This window comes from Bifidobacterium pullorum subsp. saeculare, from assembly GCF_016899725.1.
Lineage (GTDB): Bacteria > Actinomycetota > Actinomycetes > Actinomycetales > Bifidobacteriaceae > Bifidobacterium > Bifidobacterium pullorum_C.
In genome coordinates, this window is the sequence record NZ_JACLYU010000002.1 from 176,804 (window position 1) to 199,048 (window position 22,245).

17 protein-coding genes and 2 riboswitches are annotated in these 22,245 nt (G+C 70.8%); of the genes, 14 read left to right on the forward strand and 3 right to left on the reverse strand.

Features of this window, described 5'->3' with window-relative positions; genetic code table 11:
• Positions 1 to 42 precede the first annotated feature (42 nt).
• From H7U32_RS02130 to H7U32_RS02140, 3 genes are all read left to right on the forward strand, one after another.
• A complete protein-coding gene (locus H7U32_RS02130; RefSeq protein ID WP_204467778.1) occupies positions 43 to 2,307 on the forward strand; it encodes a hypothetical protein in 2,265 nt (754 codons plus the stop codon).
• 148 nt (positions 2,308 to 2,455) lie between these two features.
• Complete coding sequence (locus tag H7U32_RS02135; RefSeq protein WP_440201421.1) at positions 2,456 to 4,174, forward strand: aryl-sulfate sulfotransferase; 1,719 nt, start codon at positions 2,456 to 2,458, stop codon at positions 4,172 to 4,174.
• Between the two features lie 68 nt (positions 4,175 to 4,242).
• On the forward strand, positions 4,243 to 5,040 hold the full coding sequence (locus tag H7U32_RS02140) for an ATP-binding cassette domain-containing protein (RefSeq protein WP_204467636.1): 798 nt from the start codon (positions 4,243 to 4,245) through the stop codon (positions 5,038 to 5,040).
• Positions 5,041 to 5,050: 10 nt separating this feature from the next.
• On the opposite strand, the gene H7U32_RS02145 is transcribed toward H7U32_RS02140, so the two are convergent.
• Both H7U32_RS02145 and ppgK read right to left on the reverse strand, forming a co-directional pair.
• Positions 5,051 to 6,223 (reverse strand): pyridoxal phosphate-dependent aminotransferase, encoded by a 1,173-nt coding sequence (locus H7U32_RS02145; protein ID WP_204467638.1) that lies wholly within the window; start codon positions 6,221 to 6,223, stop codon positions 5,051 to 5,053.
• A 94-nt stretch (positions 6,224 to 6,317) separates the two neighbouring features.
• Complete coding sequence (gene ppgK / locus H7U32_RS02150; RefSeq protein ID WP_204467640.1) at positions 6,318 to 7,082, reverse strand: polyphosphate--glucose phosphotransferase; 765 nt, start codon at positions 7,080 to 7,082, stop codon at positions 6,318 to 6,320.
• 242 nt (positions 7,083 to 7,324) lie between these two features.
• Positions 7,325 to 7,471, forward strand: a riboswitch (FMN riboswitch).
• Between the two features lie 13 nt (positions 7,472 to 7,484).
• Between ppgK and H7U32_RS02155 the strand changes: the two genes are divergently transcribed.
• From H7U32_RS02155 to H7U32_RS02185, 7 genes are all read left to right on the forward strand, one after another.
• On the forward strand, positions 7,485 to 8,087 hold the full coding sequence (locus tag H7U32_RS02155) for an ECF transporter S component (protein ID WP_239457439.1): 603 nt from the start codon (positions 7,485 to 7,487) through the stop codon (positions 8,085 to 8,087).
• Between the two features lie 11 nt (positions 8,088 to 8,098).
• Entirely contained in the window at positions 8,099 to 10,378 is a 2,280-nt protein-coding gene (locus H7U32_RS02160; RefSeq protein WP_204467643.1) for an energy-coupling factor transporter ATPase, read from the forward strand.
• Positions 10,379 to 10,413: 35 nt separating this feature from the next.
• Positions 10,414 to 10,680 carry a helix-turn-helix domain-containing protein gene (locus H7U32_RS02165; protein WP_204467645.1) on the forward strand — a complete coding sequence of 89 codons (267 nt, stop codon included), beginning with the start codon at positions 10,414 to 10,416 and terminating at the stop codon, positions 10,678 to 10,680.
• Between the two features lie 44 nt (positions 10,681 to 10,724).
• Positions 10,725 to 10,833: riboswitch (TPP riboswitch) on the forward strand.
• 59 nt (positions 10,834 to 10,892) lie between these two features.
• Entirely contained in the window at positions 10,893 to 11,810 is a 918-nt protein-coding gene (locus H7U32_RS02170; RefSeq protein WP_440201425.1) for a hydroxyethylthiazole kinase, read from the forward strand.
• Between the two features lie 126 nt (positions 11,811 to 11,936).
• On the forward strand, positions 11,937 to 14,603 hold the full coding sequence (gene thiC, locus H7U32_RS02175; protein WP_204467648.1) for a phosphomethylpyrimidine synthase ThiC: 2,667 nt from the start codon (positions 11,937 to 11,939) through the stop codon (positions 14,601 to 14,603).
• A 47-nt stretch (positions 14,604 to 14,650) separates the two neighbouring features.
• Positions 14,651 to 15,529, forward strand: a complete 879-nt coding sequence (gene thiD, locus H7U32_RS02180) for a bifunctional hydroxymethylpyrimidine kinase/phosphomethylpyrimidine kinase (protein WP_204467650.1) — start codon at positions 14,651 to 14,653, stop codon at positions 15,527 to 15,529.
• Positions 15,530 to 15,593: 64 nt separating this feature from the next.
• Complete coding sequence (locus tag H7U32_RS02185) at positions 15,594 to 15,986, forward strand: thiamine-binding protein (RefSeq protein WP_204467652.1); 393 nt, start codon at positions 15,594 to 15,596, stop codon at positions 15,984 to 15,986.
• 71 nt (positions 15,987 to 16,057) lie between these two features.
• Here the strand turns inward: H7U32_RS02185 and H7U32_RS02190 are convergent, their stop codons facing one another.
• Positions 16,058 to 16,924 (reverse strand): ABC transporter permease, encoded by an 867-nt coding sequence (locus H7U32_RS02190; RefSeq protein WP_204467779.1) that lies wholly within the window; start codon positions 16,922 to 16,924, stop codon positions 16,058 to 16,060.
• Between the two features lie 346 nt (positions 16,925 to 17,270).
• Between H7U32_RS02190 and H7U32_RS02195 the strand changes: the two genes are divergently transcribed.
• The 4 genes from H7U32_RS02195 (at position 17,271) to H7U32_RS02210 (ending at position 22,204) form a co-directional block, all read left to right on the forward strand.
• Positions 17,271 to 18,350, forward strand: coding sequence for an ABC transporter substrate-binding protein (locus H7U32_RS02195; protein WP_239457420.1), 1,080 nt, complete (start codon positions 17,271 to 17,273; stop codon positions 18,348 to 18,350).
• Between the two features lie 7 nt (positions 18,351 to 18,357).
• Positions 18,358 to 19,491: a nucleoside hydrolase gene (locus H7U32_RS02200; protein WP_204467656.1), complete on the forward strand. Its 1,134-nt coding sequence runs from the start codon at positions 18,358 to 18,360 to the stop codon at positions 19,489 to 19,491.
• Positions 19,492 to 19,521: 30 nt separating this feature from the next.
• A complete protein-coding gene (locus H7U32_RS02205; protein ID WP_204467658.1) occupies positions 19,522 to 20,565 on the forward strand; it encodes a LacI family DNA-binding transcriptional regulator in 1,044 nt (347 codons plus the stop codon).
• Between the two features lie 313 nt (positions 20,566 to 20,878).
• Positions 20,879 to 22,204 (forward strand): MFS transporter, encoded by a 1,326-nt coding sequence (locus H7U32_RS02210; protein ID WP_204467659.1) that lies wholly within the window; start codon positions 20,879 to 20,881, stop codon positions 22,202 to 22,204.
• The last annotated feature ends 41 nt before the right edge of the window (positions 22,205 to 22,245 follow it).

A 22,245-nucleotide genomic window follows, 5' to 3' on the forward strand; every position in this document is an offset into this window, starting at 1 on the left:
CCGAAGACCTCCCGTCCCCTCCCCTTAGCCGCCCGCCGCGCCATGGGTCCGCTCGCGCTCGCCGCGGCGGTGCTGCTGGCGCTGCTCATGGAGACGGTGGTCTTCAACCTGCCGTTCTGGCGCACCGTGGGCGCGAGCACCGACTCCGCCGCCCCCTACAACACGCTGGGCACGGGACTGGAGCGCACGGCGGAGGGGTTGCTGCGCGTCACCGACCCGACGCGCGCCTATCTGGAGCTCACGGCGGACGGCACCTCGGGCTACGCGCGCATCGACCCGGTGAGCGACGACCAGCTGCGGCGGGCGAACGAAGCCGCGGACCGGGCGGCGAAGGCGCTCGAGGAGGCCCTGGAGGCCGACCCCGCGCAGGCGACCACGATGAAGCCGGTCAAGAGGCCGGTGTCGACCGTGCATGTGCGCGTGGACGTGGGCAGCGCGCATGGCCGCGCGCAGTCGGCCTGCGCCGGCGCGCCGCGCTCCCTGTATCTCAAGGCCTCCGGCGCGGGCACGATGCGCGTGTGGATCGAGGAGCCGGCCGGCGCGGTGGTGCCGGTCGAGGCGGTGCGGGCGAATGTGCGCGTGCCGTTCTCGATCAGCGTGCCGCGACTGCTGGCCATGGCGTTGGCCATCGCGGCGGTGGCGGCCCTCAGGCCGGGATCGCGCCTGTGGCGCGTGCGGCTGGACACGCGCCGGCGCGGCCAGCGCCTCGCGTTCGCGGCGGTGTTCTCGCTGCTCGGCGTGGCCACGCTGGCCGCGGTGTACCTGACCTGCCGCTGGGCGGGGCCGATGGTGTTCCACAAACCCGGCGAATACACGTATGACTTCGACCAGTACGGCCATCTGGGCGACGCGATCCTGGCCGGCCACCCCTGGCTCGACCTGCCGGTGCCGGACGGCCTGGCCGCGGCGGCCGACCCGCATGACGTGCCGACGCGCAACCGGCTGCTGGCGCAGGGAGAGACCCTGTACTGGGACTACGCCTTCCGCGACGGCCACTGGTACTCCTACTTCGGCGTGCTGCCGGCGCTGCTGCTGTTCGCCCCGTACCGCGCCATCACCTCGCTGTTCGTGGACGGCGGCCTGATGATGCCGGCCGCGGCGGCCGTGCAGATCGAGATGTTCCTGTTCGCGTTGTTCGGCTCGCTGCTCGTGGTGCGCCTGGTCCGTCGCCTCATGCCCCGAGCGTCGCTGGCGGCCACCGTCATCGCGCTGGCGGCGTTCCTGCTCGGCGCGAATGCCCCGTACCTCATCTACCGCCAGAACTTCTACACGGTGCCCGTCGCCGCCTCGCTGGCGCTGACCGTGGCGGGCCTGTGGCTGTGGATGGGCGCGGACACCTCGCGCCCGCCGATGGCCGCGCGCGACCGCTGGCAGGTGGACGGGGCCCGGCCGCTGTCCCTGCCGCGTCTGGCCGGCGGCGCGCTGTGCATCGCGGCGACCATGGCCTGCCGGCCGACGTTCGCGCTGGCGGCGCTGCTCGCCTTCCCGCTGTTCTGGACGCAGATCCGCGCGATGCTGCGTGGGCTGGCGGCCGGACGCGTGCCCTGGCTGCACGCGCTGGTGGCGCCGGCCGCGATGCTGGCGCCGGCCCTGGCGGTGGCGGTGCCGCAGATGCTGTACAACCGGGCGCGTTTCGGCTCCCCGTTCGACTTCGGCGAGACCTACCAGATGACCGTCACCGACATGACGCGTTTCTCCCTGCCGGCGGCGAATGTGCCGGTGATGGTCGCCGAATACCTGGTCACGCCGCTGCGCCTGACACCGTATTTCCCGTGGATCGGCATCAGCCCGACGCCGCTGCCGGAGTGGGGGTATGCGGAGACGGTGATGGGCGGCATCTTCTTCGTCTGCCCGTTCCTGGCGCTCGCCCTGGCCACGCCGTTCCTGCGCCGCCGGCTGATCCGCGGAACGGACGGCGCCGAGGATCCGGCGCCATGGCGCTGGTCGCTGCCGACGGCGGCGCTGGCGCTCGCCCTGGCGCTCGTCGTCTTCGACTCGCTGCGCGGCGGCCTGGGCTGGCGGTACATGGCCGACTTCGGCTATCTGTTCGCCATCGCGGCGATGCCAGCGTTGCTGCTGCTGACCGGCGGCGTCCCCGGTCCGGACTCCCCCTCGTCCGGACGGCGGACGCTGGCCTGGCTCCGGCCGCTGGGGCGCGCCCTGGTGCGGTGGGCGGTCGTCCTGCTGCTGCTGGCCTGGGTGGTGCTCACGGTGCTCATGTGCTTCGCGCCGGGCCGGTCGGACGAGATGCTGGGCAACAACCCGGCGCTCTATCACGCCGTCGCCTCCTGGTTCACGCTGCTCTAGTCGGACGGCTGGCCCCGCGCGGGCGGCGTTTCAGCCGTTTTTCAGGTGGCTGCCAGCGTTCCGCCACCCCGGCCCCATGGCAATGCCAAGGCGGTTGTTTATCATGCTTCCTGTCGTCTGTCAATCATCTCAGGGAAGTATGCGACGCATGTCCACCAGCGCACCATTACACAAGCGGGCCATCCTCTGGGGCACCGCGATCCTCACCGTCCTCGTCGTGGCGGGCCTGTGCCTGACCTCCGAATCCGATGTGACCGCCTCAGTCAGGCAGCGGCGCGTGGAACGGCTCAACGCGGCCGTCGAGAACGTGTACACCGAAGGCTACCAGCGCATGGCCGACGAACAGCTCGCCGAGCTGCGCGGCGAAGGCGGCCAGGGGCTCGACGCCATGGTGCTCGCCGAGAACCCCTATGGCACGAACACCACCTCCCTGTACGTCTACTTCACCACCGACGCCCCCGCCAAGGTGACCTACACGGTCTCGGCCGAAGGCTACCCCGACTTCACCCGCACCGCCCAGGAGGGCGGCGCCGGCGGCGTGGCCGGCACCATGGCCGCCTCCGCGGACCTCGACGGCTCCGACGCCTACCAGAGCGTCCATGAGTTCCTCGTCCTCGGCCTCATCCCCCGGGTGAGCAACACCATCACCTTCACGCTCGAGGACACCGACGGGAACACCACCGAGCGGACGATCACGCGCCAAGGCCCCAAGCTGCTCGGCGACGAGGAGGTGCGGCTCGAGGCCACGGTGGCCCCGGCCGCCGGTGCCGACCTGGGCGACGGCCTGTACGCCGTGCTCGGCAACGATTCCGACGATCAGGACTTCATGTACCTCTACGACACCGCCGGCGTGCTGCGCGGCGAGATCCCGCTGCTCTATTACCGCGCGCACCGCCTGCTCTTCGACGGCGACGGCCTCATGTGGTTCTCCGCCTCCACCAAGCATCTCGTCGGCATGAACCGGCTGGGCAAGCTCGTGAAGATCATCGACCTGGGCGACCGGTTCATCCTCCACCACGACTACGCGCTGGACGCCGACGGCTCCATCGTCTCCCTGGCCACCGAGCTCGGCCGCGACGACCACGCCGTCCAGGACCAGGTTATCAAGGTGGACACCCGCACCGGCAAGGTCAGCCGTCTGCTCGACGCCGGCGAACTGTTCGCCGATTACAAGGCCTCCACCACGCACGCCGGCATCGACGAGTCCGACCCGACCGCCACCGGACGCTGGGATTGGATCCACTTCAACACGATCCAGCTGACGGACGACGGCGGCGCCATCCTCTCCGCCCGCGAAACCTCCACGATCATCAAGATCGACGACCTCGAGACCGACCCGACCGTCGCCTGGATGGCCGGCGAGCGCAGCGTCTGGGACGGCTTCCCCGCCATCCAGGACCTGTTCCTGGACAAGGACGGCGACTTCCCGGACACCGGCGGCCAGCATTCGGTGACGGTGGAGACCGATCCGTCGCTGGGCGATGGCCGCTATTACCTGACGATGTTCGACAACAACTTCGGCTACGCCTCCACGCGCCCGGACTTCGACTGGACCGTCATCGACGGCATCTCCACCGCGCAAAGCTCGAAGGACCCGCATTCGCACTCGCAGTTCCGCCGCTGCCTGATCGACGAGCGGGCCGGCACCTACGCCGAGGTGGACGCGTTCGACGTGCCGTATTCGCCGTATGTGAGCTCCGAACAGGTGCTGGACAACGGCGCCATCCTGGTGGATTCGGGCATGCAGGGCCTGATCGGCACCTACTCGCCCGACGGCGAACTGCTCGCCCAGTACCGCATGGAGCCGGACATCAGCTACCTGTACCGCGTCTACCAGTACGGGTTCCACGGCTTCTACTTCCAGTGATCGTCCAGCGGGAGGCGGGGGCGGGCCGGCGCCCCGCTGTCCATGCCGCCCAGGCCTACAATGGGCCCATGGGATTGTTCAGGCACCGCGCGGCCCCCGCGCCCGCATCGCTCGTCTTCACACTGGACCAGGCCGGCCACACCTATGACGACGGCACCATCGGCCTCGGCCCCACCACGCTGACCATCGCGGAGCGCCGCACGGCCGTCATCGGACTCAACGGCTCCGGCAAATCGACGCTGCTCGGCCTGCTCGACGGCACCCTCGCCGCGACCTGCGGACGGGTGGCGCTGGCCGCGGCCGACGGCGGCGAAACCCTCGACCCGAGCGTGAAACGCGACGTGAAACGCATCGACGCGATCGTGGGCCGCGTGCGCCGCGAGGAGGTCCCGAATTCCTTCCGCCGCGCCGCGAACGTGTCCGAGGCGGTGGACGCCACGCTCAAGAGGCTGGGTGTGCCCGAGGCGGAACGCCAGGCGCGCATCGGCGCCGTGTTCGCGCATTTCGACCTGACCACCTCGGCCCGGCGCCATGTGGACGAGCTGGATTCCGAGCACCGCCATCTGCTGGCCATCGCGGCGGCGCTGGCCAAGGCCCCGGCCGCCGTCGTGGCCGACGAGCCGACGAAGGGACTCGACGAGGTGGGTTCGGCGCGGGTGGCCCGCGCGCTGTTCTCCTACGACCGTCAGGTGGTGTTCGCCACGCATGACACGGCGCTCATCCAACGCCCCGAATACGCGGTCGACCGCGCGCTGCTGCTCGATTCCGGACGCGTCGTGTTCGACGGGACGCCGGCCGAGACCGCCGCCCGCTACGAGGAGCTGGTGCGCCGCCGCTTCGAACAGGCGCGCGCCGCCCGGGGTTGAGGGACGGCCGTCAGACGCCGCACATGCGATTGACGGTGGCGAGCACGGCGGCGACGTTGCGGCGGAACTCCTCCGGCTCGGGCAGCAGGGACAGCGCGAGATATCCGTTGGAGGCCATGTCGAAGAAGTAGCCGGGCTGGCCGGTGAGCCCCTGGCCGTGGATGAGCGCGAGCACGAGCTCGTTCTCGTCGAGCGTGGCGGGCACGCGCAGCAGCACGTTCCAGCCGCCTTCGGCGCGCAGCACGTCCACCAGGCCCGCCGGATCCGCGTCGAGCATCCTGTGGAGCGCGGCGAGGTTGCCGCGCACGCGCTCCCCCACGCGCGCGGTCTGCCCGGACGCCGCGGCGAGCAGTGCGGGCAGCCGGCCGGCGATGAGGTCGCTCATCGGCAGGTAGTCGTCGGCGATGACGTCGAGGCGGCGCAACGCCTCGTCCACATCCGCCCGCGGGCCGGAGACCTCGATCCAACCGACCTTGGCATGCGGGGCGGCGAGCATCTTGGAGAAGCCGTCGAGCGCGAAGGTGAGCACGCCGCGTTCGCCGGCGAGGCGCGCGTTGCCGTCGAAGGGTTCGAGCGCGTAGTCGTAGAACACCTCGTCGGCGATCAGCGCCACGCCGTGCTCCCGGCACAGCTCCACCAGGCGCGCGCGTTCGACCGGCTTGACGTAGGAGCCGGTGGGGTTGTTGGGGTTGATGACGACGAGCGCGCGGATGCGCGGGCCGTCCGGACCGTCCAGGATGCGCGCCAATTCGGCCAGGTCGATGGTCCAGGAGCCGTCGAAGCCGAGCTGGTAGGCGATGGCGTCCACACATTCGAGACGGGCGATGGATTCGATGAGCGGATAGCCGGGCTTGGGGGCGAGCACCGCGTCGCCCGCGTCGCACAGCAGCTTGATGAGCCAGGAGTAGGCCTCGGAGGTGGAGCTCAGCAGGTACAGCCGCTCCGGGTCGACTCCGGCGCGGGTTCGGCCAAGGAAAGCGGCGAGCGCCTCGCGGGCGGTGCGGGGGCCGCGCGGGTCGGCGGCGTACACACCGGGCACCTCGGCGGGGGCCAGTCCGTGGCGGGTGGGGTTGGAGTCGTTGAGCCGGCCGAGCGCGACGCCGGCGCGGCGCGCGTCGGCCTCGGCCGCCGCGATGGGGTTGGGCGCGCTGGCATCCACGCGCCGGGAGAAGTGCACGGTCATGCGCTCCACCCTACTCACGGCCCGGCATACGCCGAGGGGCCGGGACGGCGAACCGTCCCGGCCCCTCATGACGGACCTTCCGTATCCCGGACAATCAGGCCTTGGTGCTGGCGTAGTAGGCGGCGCCGACGATGCCGGCCTCGTTGCGCAGCTTGGCGGGCACGATCGGCGTCTTGATGTCGATCAGCGGCAGGAACTTGTCGCTGTTACGGCTCACGCCGCCGCCGACCACGAACAGGTCGGGGTTGAAGTACTTCTCCATGAGCGCATAGTACTTGGTCAGGCGCTTGGCCCACTTCTTGTAGCTGATATCCTTGGCGTCCTTGATGGAGGAGGCCGCGTACTTCTCGGCATCCAGGTGCTTCTCGTCGAGGATGATGTGGCCGAGCTCGGTGTTCGGGATGAGCACGCCATCGTAGATGAGGGCGGTGCCGATGCCGGTGCCGAGCGTGGTGGCGATGACCAGGCCCTTCTCGCCCTTGGCGGCGCCGAACTGCTGCTCGGCGAGGCCGGCGGCGTCGGCGTCGTTGACCACGACGACCGGGCGGCCGCACATCTCGGAGAACACGGCGGTCACGTCCACGCCGATCCAGGACTGGTCGAGGTTGGCCATGAAGTCGAGCGGCTTGCCCGGCTTGATCGGCGCCGGGAAGGCGATGCCGACCGGGGCGTCCTCGGGCACCTCGAAGTGCTCGAGCTGCTGGCGCACGACCTTGGCGACGGCCTCGGGGGTGGAGACCTCCGGAGTGAGGATCTTGAGGCGGGGTTCGGCGAACTTGCCTTCCTCCAGATTCACCGGCGCGGCCTTGATGCCGGAGCCGCCAATGTCCACGCCGAACGCCTGTGCTGTCTCAATCATCGCTGACCTCTTTCTTCGTTGTTGGAGGTGATGGTGGTTTCGAACCGACAAGGGGCATTGTAACGCACCGGGCAAGCCGCCGGAGCCGTTGCCGCACAATCGGTGCAAACGTATGCATAACCTGTTGCGCGCCCGGTGTTTCGTGAGCGCTCACGGCCCCGGCGGCCCGAGGCGGCCGCCCGCCCGGCCGCAGGGAGGCGCAACGGTTGCGCGGCGCATGGGCGGCGTGTATATATGGGAGGCGCCAAGTTCAGGGAAGGTGCAAGTCCTTACTGGCGGTGACGGAGCGCGGGCCAGGCCCGCCGTCCTCCGAAGCCCGCGACCCGCGCAAGCGGCCGATCCGGTGCGAATCCGGGGCCAACGGTGACAGTCCGGATGAAAGAACGGAGCGCTCGCATGAGCATGATTTCGCATACCCAATCCAAGGATTCCGGCTCCCGCGCCGACCACGGCACGCGCGCGCACGCCACGGGCGTGGCAGACGCGGGGCGGTGGTCGACGCACCGCATCGCCGTGTACGCGCTGTTCGTCGCGCTGGCGATGGCGACGAGCTTCCTCGAATTCCCGATCTTCCCGGCGGCGCCATGGCTTAAATACGACCCCTCCGGCATCGTGTGCCTGGTGGCGGGCTTCGCGTTCGGCCCGGCGGCCGCGGCCATCGTCTCGACGCTCGGCTTCGTGCCGCATGTGTTCACGGATCCGTGGGGCGCGCTCATGGCCATCCTCGTCGCGGTGTGCCTGTCGGTGCCGGCGGCGCTGGTGTACCGCCGCATGCGCACGCGCGCGGGAGCCGCGCTCGGCCTGCTGGCCGGCGCGGCGCTGGCGCTGGCGGCGGCCATCTGCGGCAACCTCGTCATCACGCCGATGTACGCGGCGATGTCGGTGGCGCAGGTCGCCGCGCTGGTGGTGCCGGTGCTGCTGCCGTTCAACCTGCTCAAGTTCGCGATCCACGCGGCCGTGACCTTCCTGGTGTACAAGCCGGTCGTCGCGCTCGTCGACCGCTGAGGCGCCGGACGATGACATCCTTTCCCGGCCCGCCCGCGCCCGACGCCGCGCCGGCCAAGCTGGAGCATGTGCGCTTCTCCTATGACGGCGGCGCCACCTGGGCGCTGGACGATGTCTCGCTGACCATCCAGGCCGGCGAACGCGTCTGCCTGGTCGGCGCGAACGGATCCGGCAAATCGACGCTGGCGCGCCTGCTCGCCGGCCTGGCCGCGCCCGACGGCGGCACGGTGACGCTGTTCGGCCACCGCGCCTTCGACGACGCCTCCGGCGCGGACACACACGCCTACCGCGCGGCGCGCCGGCTCATCGGCGCGGTGTTCCAGAACCCGGAGGACCAGATCGTCACCACGGTGGTCGCCGACGACGTGGCGTTCGGCCCGGAGAACCTGGCCCTGCCGCGCCAGACCATCGGCGACCGCGTCGCCCGCACACTGGACGCGGTGGGCATGGCCGGCCGCCGGCGCGACGATCCGACGCGGCTGTCCGGCGGCCAGCAGCAGCGCGTGGCCATCGCCGGCATGCTGGCGATGCGGCCGCGCCTGCTCGTGTTGGACGAGCCGACCGCGATGCTCGACGCCGCCGCCCGCCGCGAGGTGCTCGCCATCCTCGACCGGGTGCAGGAGGCCGGCACCGCCATCGTCCATGTCACCCACCATCCGCAGGAGACGGCGCACGCCGACCGCGTCATCCGCCTCGACCACGGCCGCGTCATCGCCGAGACCCGGCCCGAATCGGACCGCGCCGTCCCCCGCCGCGCCCAGGCGCCGGCGCGCGCGGCGGAGCCCGCCGCCGGCGGGGACGTGGCGCTGGACGTGCGCCAGGTGCGCTTCGCCTACCCGGGGGCCGCGGCGCCGGCCTTGGACGACGTGTCGCTGACCGTGCGGCAGGGCGAGGTGGTGGCGCTTATGGGCCCGAACGGCTCGGGCAAATCCACGCTGACCCGACTGCTGTGCGCGCTCGAACGGCCCGACGGCGGCGCCATCCGCGTCGGCGGGGTCACCTTGACTGGCCGCAAGCCGCGCCGGCGCGAGCTGACGCGCCTCAGGCGCACCGTCGGCCTGGTCATGCAGCATCCCGAACGCCAGCTGTTCGCGCCGACAGTGCGCGAGGACGTGGCGTACGGGCCACGCAACCAAGGACTGGCCGAGACGGACGTGCAGGACCGCGTGGACGACGCGCTGGCGCTGCTGCGCATCGGGGCGCTCGCCGGGCGCTCGCCGTTCCACCTGTCCGTCGGCCAGCAGCGGCTGGCGGCCATCGCCGGCGTCATCGCCTGCCGGCCCGAGGTGCTGGTGCTCGACGAGCCGACCGCCGGACTCGACGACGCGGCGCGCGAGCGCGTCGCCGGCCTCGTCCGCGACCTTAAGGCGCGCGGCGTGGCCATCCTGCTCATCACCCATGAGGCGGACGAGGCCGCGGCCCTCGCCGACCGCGTCGTCCACCTCGACCATGGCCGTGTCGTCCCGGCCGGCGACGCCGACCGGAATACCGGGGCCGACGGGGCGCGGCCGGCTCCGCAGCCGCCGGCGTCGTTCGTCGCCCGGCTCGATCCTAGGGTGAAGACGGTGGCCACGCTGGCGGCCATGTTCTCGGCCTTCGCCATCGGCTCCCCCTGGCAGCTGCTGCTGGCGGCGCTGGCCGTCGGCGCCGTCGTCACGGCGTCCAGGTTGGCCCCGCTGCGCCTGCTCGCCTCGGTGCGCCCGTTCCTCGTGCTGTTCGCCGTGATGGGCCTGCTCAACGTGGCCGTGGTGCGCACGGGCACGCCGCTGGTGGCGTGGGGCTGGCTGCTCGTCACGGACCGGGGCCTGGCCACGGCGGGGCTGTACGCCTGCCGGTTCGCGCTGGTCATCCTACTGGGCGCCGTGTTCCTGGCCACGACGACGCCGACCGCGATAACCGACGCCTTCGCCTCCCTGCTCACCCCGCTGCGGCGCCTGGGCCTGCACACGCAGGAGCTCACGCTGGTGCTGAGCCTGGCGCTGCGCTTCCTGCCCACGCTGACCGGCGAGGCGCGGGCCATCATGGACGCGCAGTCGGCGCGCGGCGGATCGATCGAAACCGGCTCGCCGCCGCGGCGCATCCGCGCGATGGCCGCCATCGTGGTGCCGGTGCTCGCCGGCGCGCTGCGGCACGCCGACGGCCTGGGCCTGGCGTTGGACGCGCGCTGCTACGAGGCGGGCGCCCCGCGCACCCCATGGCACGAGCTGAGGGTGCGGGCCGGCGACGTGGCCTTCGCCGCGGCGACGGCCGGCTTCGTCGCCGCGCTCGTCGCGCTCGGGGCGGTGACGTAGACCCGCCGCGCCGGCCCGCCGCTACAATGAGGCGCATGGATTCGCAGGAGTTGATCCGCCGGCTCATGGACCTGACCGGCATGAACGCCGCCCAGTTCGCCAAGGCCACCGGGTTGACGGAGTCGATGGTCTCGCGCACGCTCAACGGCAGGAACGACCCCTCGTTCAACAAAATCGCCGGAGCCGTGGAACGGCTCGGATTCTCCATCGCGTTCACGCCGATCAGCATGGGCGAGCTCGAGGCCGCCGCCCTGCGCCAGGCGCGCGACGGCTCTCCCGCCGTCGGCGCCAGCGCCGACTGAGACGGCCGGCTGTCCACGCGCCCGCATAGCGTGGGGCGCGGTAAATGCACAAGCAGGGGAACCCCGGGAAGCGCGGGGTTGAGAGTGGCTTTGAGGCCAGACCCTTGGAACCTGTTGGTTAAGACCAGCGTAGGGAGCACCGCATGAGCGCAGTCTCGCCGCATCCATCGGGCGCATCACATCCGCGCCCCCAGACCGATCCCATCCCCGCCGTGGGCGAAGCCGTCGCCGCCGACGACCCGCTGCGCGCGCGCATCGCCGCCGCCGTGCGCCGGGTACGCGAGCAGACGCCGCTGGCGCAGTCGTTCACGAATTTCGTGACGATGAACCTGGTCGCCAACGCGCAGCTGGCGGCCGGCGGCACGGCCGCGATGAGCTTCATCCCGGACGACGTGCTCGCCACCGCGGCGATGGCCGGCGCGAACTATGTCAACGTGGGCACGCTGATGCCGTTCCACCGCGAGGCGCTGGCGGACATCGCCGCCGGCTTCGCGCGCCAGGGCCGCCCGTGGGTGCTCGACCCGGTGGCCGCCGGCATCGGACGCACCCGCACCGCCATCCTCACGGCGATGCGCGAGGTGCCGCCGACCATCGTGCGTGGCAACGCCTCCGAGATCCTCGCGCTCGACGCGATGTGGGGCCTGTCCGGCGGCGAGGCGCCGGCCGCGAACGGTCCGGCCGGCGTCGAGTCGATGGACGAGGTGGACGCCGCCGAGGCCGCCGCCCGCCGCATCGCCCGCCATCTGAGCGCGCACCTGCCCCAGAAGGTCGCCGGCCGCGTCTTCGACGACGGCACCGGCCCGTCGCCTGCGCGCGGCGCGGTCGCGGTGTCCGGTCCCATCGACCTGGTCACCGACGGCGAGACGACCTACCGTCTGCCGGGCGGCAGCGCGATGATGACGAAGATCACCGGCGCCGGCTGCTCGCTGGGCGGCGTGACCGCCACCTACCTGGCCGTGGCCGACCCGCTGGTGGCCGCGCTGGCCGCCTCGCTGCTCTACGACCGTGCCGCCGAGACGGCCGAGGCCGCCTCGCATGGCCCGGGATCGTTCCAGGTCGCCTTCCTGGACGCCCTGTGGGACACGACCGCCGACCAGGTGGCCGCCTCCCCCATCCTGCGCGCCGGCTGACGGCGCCCATCGGATTTCCCGCCGGCATCGGTTCCGCCGGCGGAGGCCCGCAGGAGGGCCAGGGGGAGCCTTCCGGCGGGTCCGCACCCGTTTCCCCACGCACCGCATCCACCAAGGAGCATCATCATGACCGACACCTATCCCTACGCCTCCATGCGCGACAGCTTCGACCTGCGCGCCTACTTCGTCGTCGGACCGGGCGACTGCAAGGGCCGTCCCCTGACCGACGTGGTCGACCAGGCCCTCGCCGGCGGCGCCACCTTCGTCCAACTGCGGGCCAAGGGCGCCGACGCCAAGGAACTGACGGACATGGCGCAGGACATCGCCCAGATCATCGAGGACAACGGCAGGTCGGACAGCGTCGCCTTCGTCATCGACGACCGCGTGGACGTGGTCTGGCAGGCGCGCAACATGGGCATCAAGGTCGACGGCGTGCACATCGGCCAGACCGACATGGACCCGCGCCAGGCGCGCGCCCTGCTCGGCGACGAGGCGATCGTGGGCCTGTCCGCCGAGACGGAGCGGCTGGTCCGCCTGATCAACGAGCTGCCCGACGGCTGCATCGACTACATCGGCGCCGGCCCGCTGCACGTGTCCGTCACCAAGCCGGAGGCCTCCGTCGGCGGCAACGACGGCTCCGGGCGCACGTTGGACGCCGCCCAGATCGACACGATCTGCTCGGCCTGCTCGTTCCCGGTCGTGGTGGGCGGCGGCGTGACCGCGGCCGACATGGACATGCTCGCCCATACCAAGGCGGCCGGCTGGTTCGCGGTATCCGCGATCGCCGGCGCGGCCGACCCCGAGGCCGCCACCCGCGCGATGGTGGACGGCTGGAAGGCCGTGCGCGGCAAGGAACGCCACGGCTATGCGCCGCGCGTCACGGAAACCGCCGAGGAGGAGGCCGCCGAGGCCGCCGCCGCCAAGCAGGTGGCGGACGCGGGCAAGCGCTTCACCAACGCCAAGGAGGCCAAGGACGCGGCCAAGCTCGCCAAGCAGCAGCGCGTGGACATCGCCGCCCGCGGCTCCGCGCAGCGCGACAAGGCGCATATCCGCAAGACCCGCACGGTGCATTTCGAGAACGAGCACGGCGCCTACGACCTGAAGATCCCCTACACCGAGATCAAGCTGTCGGACACGCCCGGCGTGGGCCCGAACCCGCCGTTCATCGACTACAACACCGAAGGCCCCAAGTGCGACCCGAAGGAGGGGCTCAAGCCGCTGCGCGAGCAGTGGATCCTCGACCGCGGCGACGTGGAGGAGTACGAAGGCCGCGCCCGCAACCTGGAGGACGACGGCAAGCGCGCGATCAAGCGCGGCCGCGCCACCAAGGAATGGCGCGGACGCCAGCACAAGCCGCTGCGCGCCAAGGGCCATCCGGTCACGCAGATGTGGTACGCGCGCCATGGCATCGTCACCCCGGAGATGAAGTTCGTGGCCGAGCGCGAGAACTGCAGCGTGGAGCTCGTGCGCTCCGAGCTGGCCGCCGGCCGCGCGGTCATGCCGTGCAACATCAACCATCCGGAGGCCGAGCCGATGATCATCGGCTCGAAGTTCCTCACCAAGCTCAACGCGAACATGGGCAACTCGGCCGTCACCTCCTCCATCGACGAGGAGGTGGAGAAGCTCACCTGGGCCACCAAGTGGGGCGCGGACACAGTCATGGACCTGTCCACCGGCAACGACATCCACACTACGCGCGAATGGATCCTGCGCAACTCCCCCGTGCCGATCGGCACCGTGCCGATGTACCAGGCGTTGGAGAAGGTGGAGGACAACGCGGACGAATTGTCCTGGGAGCTGTTCCGCGACACCGTGATCGAGCAGTGCGAGCAGGGCGTCGACTATATGACGATCCACGCGGGCGTGCTGCTGCGCTACGTGCCGCTGACGGCCGACCGCGTCACCGGCATCGTCTCGCGCGGCGGCTCGATCATGGCCGAATGGTGCCTGTCGCACCACCAGGAAAGCTTCCTGTACACGCATTTCGACGAGCTGTGCGACATCTTCGCCCAGTACGACGTGGCCTTCTCGCTCGGCGACGGCCTGCGCCCCGGCTCGCTGGCCGACGCCAACGACCAGGCGCAGCTGGCCGAGCTCATGACGCTGGGCGAGCTGTGCCGGCGCGCCTGGGCCAAGGACGTGCAGGTGATGATCGAGGGCCCGGGCCACATCCCCTTCGACACGGTGCGCATGAACATCGAGGTGGAGAAGGCGATCTGCGCCGGCGCCCCGTTCTACACGCTGGGCCCGCTGACCACGGACACGGCGCCCGGCTACGACCACATCACCTCCGCGATCGGCGCCACCGAGATCGGCCGCTACGGCACCGCGATGCTGTGCTATGTGACGCCGAAGGAGCATCTGGGCCTGCCGAACAAGGACGATGTGAAGACCGGCGTGATCACGTACAAGATCGCCTGCCACGCGGCGGACATCGCCAAGCACCATCCGCACGCGCAGGACCGCGACCTGGCGATCAGCAAGGCGCGCTTCGAGTTCCGCTGGCTCGACCAGTTCAACCTCTCCTACGACCCGGACACCGCGATCGCGTTCCATGACGAGACGCTGCCCGCCGAGCCGGCGAAGATGGCGCACTTCTGCTCGATGTGCGGCCCGAAGTTCTGCTCGATGGCCATCTCGCAGAACATCCGCAACCAGTTCGGCGGCAGGGCCGCGCAGCAGGGCCTGGCCGGCATGGTGCTGGGCGAGCCCGCGGCCGGCATCGCCGTGCCAGCCGCCGGGGCCAACGTGGCCGACACGGCCCGCAGCATGACCGAGATGACCCGCCGCTGACCCGGCGACGCCCCCGCCCTGCCAACGACAAGGAAAGGACCACCCGCATGACCATGACGCTGCCCGCTGTGCTCGCCATCTCCGGCTCGGATTCCTCCGGCGGGGCCGGGGCGCAGGCCGACCTCAAGACGATGCTCGCCAACGGCGTGTTCGGCATGAGCGCGATCACCGCGCTCACCGCGCAGAACACGCTGGGCGTGCGCGCCATCCAGGACACGGAGCCGGCCGTCCTCGCCGACCAGATCGACGCGGTGTTCGAGGATATCCCGCCGGCCGCGGTCAAGATCGGCATGGTCTCCTCCGCCGCGCTCATCGACGTCATCGCCGCGCGGCTCACGGCCCACCATGCGCGCAACGTGGTGCTCGACCCGGTGATGGTGGCCACCTCCGGCGCCCGGCTCATCGGCGACGACGCCATCGCCGCGCTGACGGGCCGGCTGTTCCCGCTGGCCACTCTCATCACGCCGAACGTGCCCGAGGCGCAGGTGCTGCTCGAAGCCGCCGCCGGCGGCGCCGTGGCCCTCGAGGCGGCCGACTGGGGCGACGGGGCGCCCGAGGCGATCCGCACGCCGCGGGACATGGAGCGGGCGGCCTTGGCCATCGCCCGCGCCTACGGCTGCGCGGCGCTGGTCAAGGGCGGGCACGCGGTCAACGACGCCAACGATGTGCTCGGCGAGCCGGATGGCACCGTCATCTGGTTCGAGGGGCGGCGTGTGGACAATCCGAACACGCACGGCACCGGCTGCACGCTGAGCTCGGCCATCGCCGCGAACCTGGCCAAGGGCGAGCCGCTGGCCGACGCGATCCGCCACGCCAAGGCATATCTGACCGGCGCGCTCGAGGCCGGGCTCGACCTGGGCCACGGCTCCGGGCCCATGGACCACGCCTGGCGGTGGCGCGGCGCACGGGCAGACGTGCGGGCATGATGGAGCGCAACCACCCGACTCCCCGACCGGAGAAGACCACAGCAGACTAGAAAAGGAGGCCATCATGGCCATCGACCGTTATGCCGAACGGCAGGACGTCCCTGTCGACCCGGAAACCGGCAAACCCTATCTCAACACGGTGGCGGCGCTGGCCATCGCGCCGAACGGCGTGGGCGCGGAGCTGAGCGACTACGTGGCCCAGGCCATCGCGGTGATCCGCGACTCCGGGCTGCCGAACGAGACGAACGCGATGTTCACCAACCTCGAAGGCGATCTGGACGAGGTCGTGGCGGTGGCCGTCGCCGCCGCGAAGAAGCTCGCCGAGCAGGGCTACCGCACCGGCGTGACGCTCAAGCTCGACATCCGCCCCGGCTTCACCGGCCAGCTCGCCGAGAAACCGGCCCTGGTGGACCATCTGCTCGCCGAAGGCACCGACGGCGCCCCGCATACGGCCTGAGCCGACGCATCATGCGGCGGGCGGGCGAGGTCCGGCAACACCCCGGACCTCGCCCGCCCGCCGCGTCATTTTCACTGGTCGGCGTCCGGATCCTCCTCGTCGGCGGCCGGCCCCAGCAGCAGACGCTCGGACAGATTCACCACGAGCAACAGCGCGCAGGTCATGAGCACGATGACGACGGTGGCCGCGAACACGAGCGGCGTGCTGAACGAGTTGTACGCCGCCTGCAGCCAGATGCCCATGCCCTGGCGCGCGCCCAGATACTCGGCGGTGGAGGCGGTGGCGAACACGTAGGCGGCGGTGACGCGCACGCCGCCGTAAATCTGCCGCGCCGCCACGCGCAGCTTGACATGCCACAGCGTCCAGGCGCGCGAGGCGCCACAGGTCAGCGCCACGTCGGAGAAATACCGCGGCACGGCGTCCAGCCCCCGCACGGTCTGCACCGCCACGGGGAACAGGCCGAACACGGCGGTGATGACAATCTTGCCGGGGATCTCGAAGCCGAACCAGATGAGGAACAGCGGCGCGATGGAGATCAGCGGCAGCGTCTGCGCGGCCGCGAGCAGCGGATAGCAGGCCGCTTCGAACACCTTCGAACAATGCAATCCCACGCCGACGAGCACGCCGAGCGCCACGGCGAACAGGAAGCCGACGGTTCCCTCGAACCCGGTCACCGCCGCGGCGGCGCCAAGCGTGCCCCAGGTGCCGGCGATGGCGCGGATGATGTCCGTCGGCGCGGCGATGATCGCCGGATCGACATGCCCGAGCGTGACCCAGGCCTGCCAGCCACCCAGCAGCACCGCCACGGCCACGATGGTGGGCACGCGCCGCCGCAGGCGCCGTCCCGCGCGCCGCAGGGCGGCATAGGGCCCGGGCAGGCCGGTGGTGCTGTGGTGTCCGCCGGCCACAGGCCGGCGGCTGATGCGATCGATCGCCATGGTCACCTTGCTTTCCTTCGGATCCGTCCGGGGCGTGCCGCAGTAAGGTGAGGAGCCTGCGCGCCCGCCGGACGGGGAATACGCCCCATGAGTATAGCCGAGGGCGGCGCCGGCCATCCCCGGGACTATGCTGGTGCGCGGCCAGCGTGCGGCCGAGCGGCATGCCCCGGGGTATGGGGACTGCGGCCGGCCAGGGGACGCCGGCCATGGCGACGTCCATCCCTTCGCAGGCCCTCCGGGTCGTTCTCTGCCGTCGGCGCGCGCCTGACATCCCAGAGAACGGCCGCTTTCAGGAAGGACCAGGGATCCTCATATGACGACGCATCGTCCAATGACCCACCGCCCCATGTTCACCGCGCTCCGCCGCCGCGCCGCCAAGGCCGCCGCCCTCGTCGGCGCGGCCGCCATGGCCGCCGGCCTGGCCGCCTGCGGCGCCGGTTCCGGCACGGCCGGCGCCTCCGGCTCGGACGGCGGTCTGCGCAAGGTCACGTTCATGCTGTCGTGGGCGCCCGACACGAACCATATCGGCGTCTACGTGGCCAAGCACCAGGGCTGGTTCCGTGACGCGGGCCTCGACGTGGACATCGTGGCCGTCGCGCAGGCCGGCGCCGAACAGGCCGTGAACACCGGAGTCGCCGACTTCGCGCTGTCGAACCTGACCAACGTGGGCATCTACGACCTCAAGGGCGCGCATCTCAAGGAGGTGCTGCAGGTGCAGCGCAAGTCCAGCGCCATCTGGTGCGCGCTCGCCTCGAACACCGCCATCCACTCGCCCAAGGACCTCGACGGCAAGACCTTCGCGACCTTCGGCTCCAACGAGTCCGACGCGGTGGTACGCCGCATGATCCAGCACGACGGCGGCAAGGGCGAGTTCGACAAGGTCACCGTCGGCACCTCCACGTTCCGCACACTGCAGTCCGGCAAGGCCGACTTCGGCGGCTTCTACGCCACCTGGGAGGGCGTGCAGGCCGAGATGTACGGCCCGAAGCTCACCTGCTTCACCGAGCCCGACTACGGCGTGCCCGGCAACGCCGATTCGATCGGCATCATCACCGCCGACAAGACGATCGAGCAGGACCCCGACCTGGTCCGCGCGTTCACCCAGGCCACGCAGCGCGGCTACGAGTACGCCTACGCGCACCCCGACCAGGCCGCGGACATGCTCGTCGAGGAGGCTCCGGACGCCAACCTCAAGCAGGACTTCGTCCGCCGCAGCATGCAGGTCATCGTCGACGGCCAGTACTGGGGCGATCCGAAGGCCATCGCCGACGGCAGCGAGACGCTCGGCGCCATCGACTACGACGGCGTGCAGCAGTACTTCGACTTCCTCGCCGAGTCAAACGCCTACACCGACGCCAGCGGCGCCACCGTCCGCCAGGCGCCCCAGGCGCGCGACCTAGCCACCGACGAGTTCCTCAAGCGGTGAGCCGCGCATGGCCACGATGACCACGCGCGTCCTCGCCAGCATGGACACCGGCGTCGACGACGCCCTGGCCCTCGCCTACCTCGCCGCCGCGCCCGGCTGCGAGCTGCTCGGCGTGATCGGCACCTACGGTAATGTGGCCATGCCCACGGCCGTGCGCAACACGCGGTATGTGCTCTCGCTGCTCGGAGCCGGCCAGGTGCCGGTGCTGGCCGGCTCCGCGCATCCCACCTGGGCCGACGCCTTCGTCCCGGACGCCGGATGCGCCGCGTTCCACGGGCCCGACGGCCTCGGCGGCTGCGGCCCGGCGTCCGGCGGCACGCCCGGGGCCGGCGCCGTGCCGGCGGACGCGGCCCCGCCCGTCGGCGTCGTGTCGGTGGGCGGCTACCCGTGGGGCGACCCGCATGCGAATCCGGCGCGGACGGCGCCGCAGCCCGAAGACGGCGACGCGGCGGCGGACGGCATCGATTTCCTCGTCGAGCAGGTGCGCCGCCATGGGCGCGGCCTCACCGTGCTCGCCACGGGTCCCCTGACCGACGTGGCCGAGGCGCTGCGCCGCGCGCCGGACATCGCGCCACGGCTGCGGCTGGTCATGATGGGCGGCAGCCTCACCCAGCCGGGCAACTGCTGGGACGCGGTGGCCGAGACGAACGTGATCCAGGATCCGCAGGCCGCCGACCGGGTCTTCCATTCCGGCGCGGACGTCACCATGGTCGGCCTCGACGTGACGCACCGGTGCCTGCTGGGGCCGGACGCCGTGCGCCGCTGGCGAGGGCGGGCCGGCGAAGCCTCGCCGCTGCGCGTGCTGGCGGATATGGCCGACTTCTCGATCCTGGCGAACCGGCGCGCCGACCCCGCGCTGTTCGCCGGCGGCATGCCGCTGCACGACCCGCTGGCGGCGGCCGTCGCGCTCGACCCGACGCTGGTGACGACGGTGGACCTGGCGATGCGCGCCGAGACCCGCACCGCCGACGGCCACGGCGTGCGCGGCCGCACCATCGGCGACCCGACCGGCCTGGTCGATCCCGCCGTCCCGCGCACGCATGTCGCCCTCGGCGTGGACGCGGACCGGTTCCTCGGCCTGTTCGCCGATCGTCTGGCCATGTGGGCCGACCGGGCCATGCCGGCCCCGTCGGCCTGCTGAAGGAGCCGCCGAGCGTGTATCGTTTGACCTATGGTCACGATGAAGCAGATCGCCCAACGCACGGGCGTGTCCGTCTCGACGGTCTCCCTGGTGATGAACCACCGCGACGAGGGCCGGGTCAAGCCCGAGGTCGCCGCGCGCGTGCGCGCCACCGCCAAGGCCATGGGTTATGTGGTCAATCCGATGGCCAGCTCGCTGCGCACGAACCGCACGCATATCCTCGGCTTCGTCAGCGAGGAGGTGGCGACCACGCCGTACGCGGGCGGCATCATCCGCGGCGCGCAGGACGCGGCCAGCCGCTTCGGCTATGTGATGATCACGGTGAGCGTGGACGGCCAGGACGAGGACGCGGAGATCGCCGCGCTCAAACGCTACGGGACGGACGGCTTCCTGTACGCGAAGATGTCGAACTGCATCACGCGGGTGCCGGCCTCGCTGGAGCGCGAACCGCTGGTGCTCGTGGACGCCACCGACCCGGACAACCGCTTCCCCAGCGTGGAGCCGAACGAGTTCCGCATCGGCTATGACGCGACCTGCCGGCTTGTCGACGCCGGCTGCGAACGCATCGCCTACATCGGCTGCACCGAGCCGATGCTCGCGCAGGACGGCCGTCTGGCCGGCTACCGCGCCGCCCTGGAGGAGACGGGCGCGGGGTACGACCCGTCGCTGGTGGTGGACGTGCTCGACAACGGGCCGGCGCTGCGCGCCGTGTCCGCGCTGTTCGACCGCGCCCGGCCGGACGGGTTCTTCTGCTTCAACGACGCGCGCGCCTGGTACGTGTACGAGTGCGCGGCTCGGCGCGGGCTGACGGTCGGCCGCGACCTGTCCGTGGTGGGCGTGGACAACCACCGCGTGCTCGCGGAGACGCTCGACCCCCGCCTGACGACGGTGGAACTGCCACATTACGAGATGGGCTACTGGGCCGTGTGCCGGCTCGTCGCCGGCATCGAGGACCGTCCGCTCGACGGCATCGACATGCCGCGCACCACCGCCGCGATGCCGCCGCTGGACGCCCCCTCCCCCGCGCGCATCCACTGCGCGCTCATCGAGAAGGAATCCGTGCGCACGGCGTGAGGCGAGGGGCAGACGCACCCGCCTGCCCCTCCCATGGTCGGCCGCGCCGCACTCACCCCCGCCCGTGACCCGCCGCCTGCGACACGCCGGCGACGGCGACGCCCAGGTCCACGCAACGCCAGTAATTCAATCGTTTGACGACCATAGCTCGCAAACCCCTTCTTCAATCGTTTGACGTAAATCGTTTGACAAACTATGCTGACGCCCCGTCCGCATCGGCACGGCAGCCGGAGGCGGACGGGGCCCGGACCGGCCGCGCTGACGCTGGCCCGTCCCCGCGCACCGATCCAACGCGACACAAGGGAGAGCAGCTATGGCACGCACCGCCACATCGGCATGGAGGAACCCCTCCTATCTGCAAAGTTCGTTCGGCATCTTCATGTTCTTCTGCTCGTGGGGCATCTGGTGGTCCTTCTTCTCGAGGTGGCTCACCGACCCCACCCACGGCCTGGGCATGACCTCGGCCGAGCAGGGCACCATCTACTCGGTCAACTCGCTGGCCACGCTCATCATCATGTTTGTGTACGGCGTGATCCAGGACCAGCTGGGCATCAAGCGCCGCCTGGTCGTCGTGATCGCCGTGATCGCCGCGCTGGTCGGCCCCTTCGTCCAGTTCATCTACATGCCGATGCTCGTGGCCGGCGGCACCACCCGCTTCCTGGGCGTGCTCATCGGCTCCGTCGTGCTGTCCGCCGGCTTCATGTCCGGCTGCTCCCTGGTCGAGGCGATCACCGAACGCTACTCGCGCAAGTTCAACTTCCAATACGGCCAGTCCCGCGCCTGGGGCTCCTTCGGCTACGCGATCGTGGCCCTCGTCGCCGGTTTCCTGTTCAACATCAACCCGCTCATCAACTTCTGGGTGGGATCCGCCTGCGGCCTGGGCATGCTCCTGGTCTACCTGCTGTGGGTGCCCGCCGAGCAGAAGGACGAGCTCGCCCGCGAGGCCGATCCGAACGCCCCGCGCACCAACCCCACCGTGCGCGAGATGCTCGGCGTGCTCAAGATGCCGGCCCTGTGGGTGCTCATCGTGTTCATGCTGCTGACCAACACCTTCTACACCGTGTTCGACCAGCAGATGTTCCCGAACTACTACGCCTCCCTGTTCCCCACCATGGAAATCGGCAACGCCACCTACGGCACGCTCAACTCCTTCCAGGTGTTCCTCGAGTCCGCGATGATGGGCCTGGTGCCGATGCTCATGCAGAAGATCGGCGTGCGCAACGCGCTGCTGCTCGGCGCCTTCGTGATGTTCGCCCGCATCGGCCTGTGCGGCGTGTTCCATGACCCGGTGAGCGTGTCCATCGTCAAGCTGTTCCACTCCATCGAGGTGCCGCTGTTCTGCCTGCCCGCGTTCCGTTACTTCACGCTGCACTTCGACACCAAGCTCTCCGCCACGCTGTACATGGTGGGCTTCCAGATCGCCTCCCAGGTGGGCCAGGTCATCTTCTCCACCCCGCTGGGCCATCTGCACGACACGATGGGCGACCGCCCGACCTTCTTCACGATCTCCGGCATCGTGCTCGCCGCGCTCATCTACGGCTTCTTCGTGATCAAGAAGGACGACCAGCAGGTCGACGGCGACCCCTTCTACACCGACCGCCAGCTCAAGGCCATGGCGGCGGCCAAGCCGCAGGCCTGACCCGTCCCCGTTCCCGGCACGTTTTCGAAAGGCATCCGACG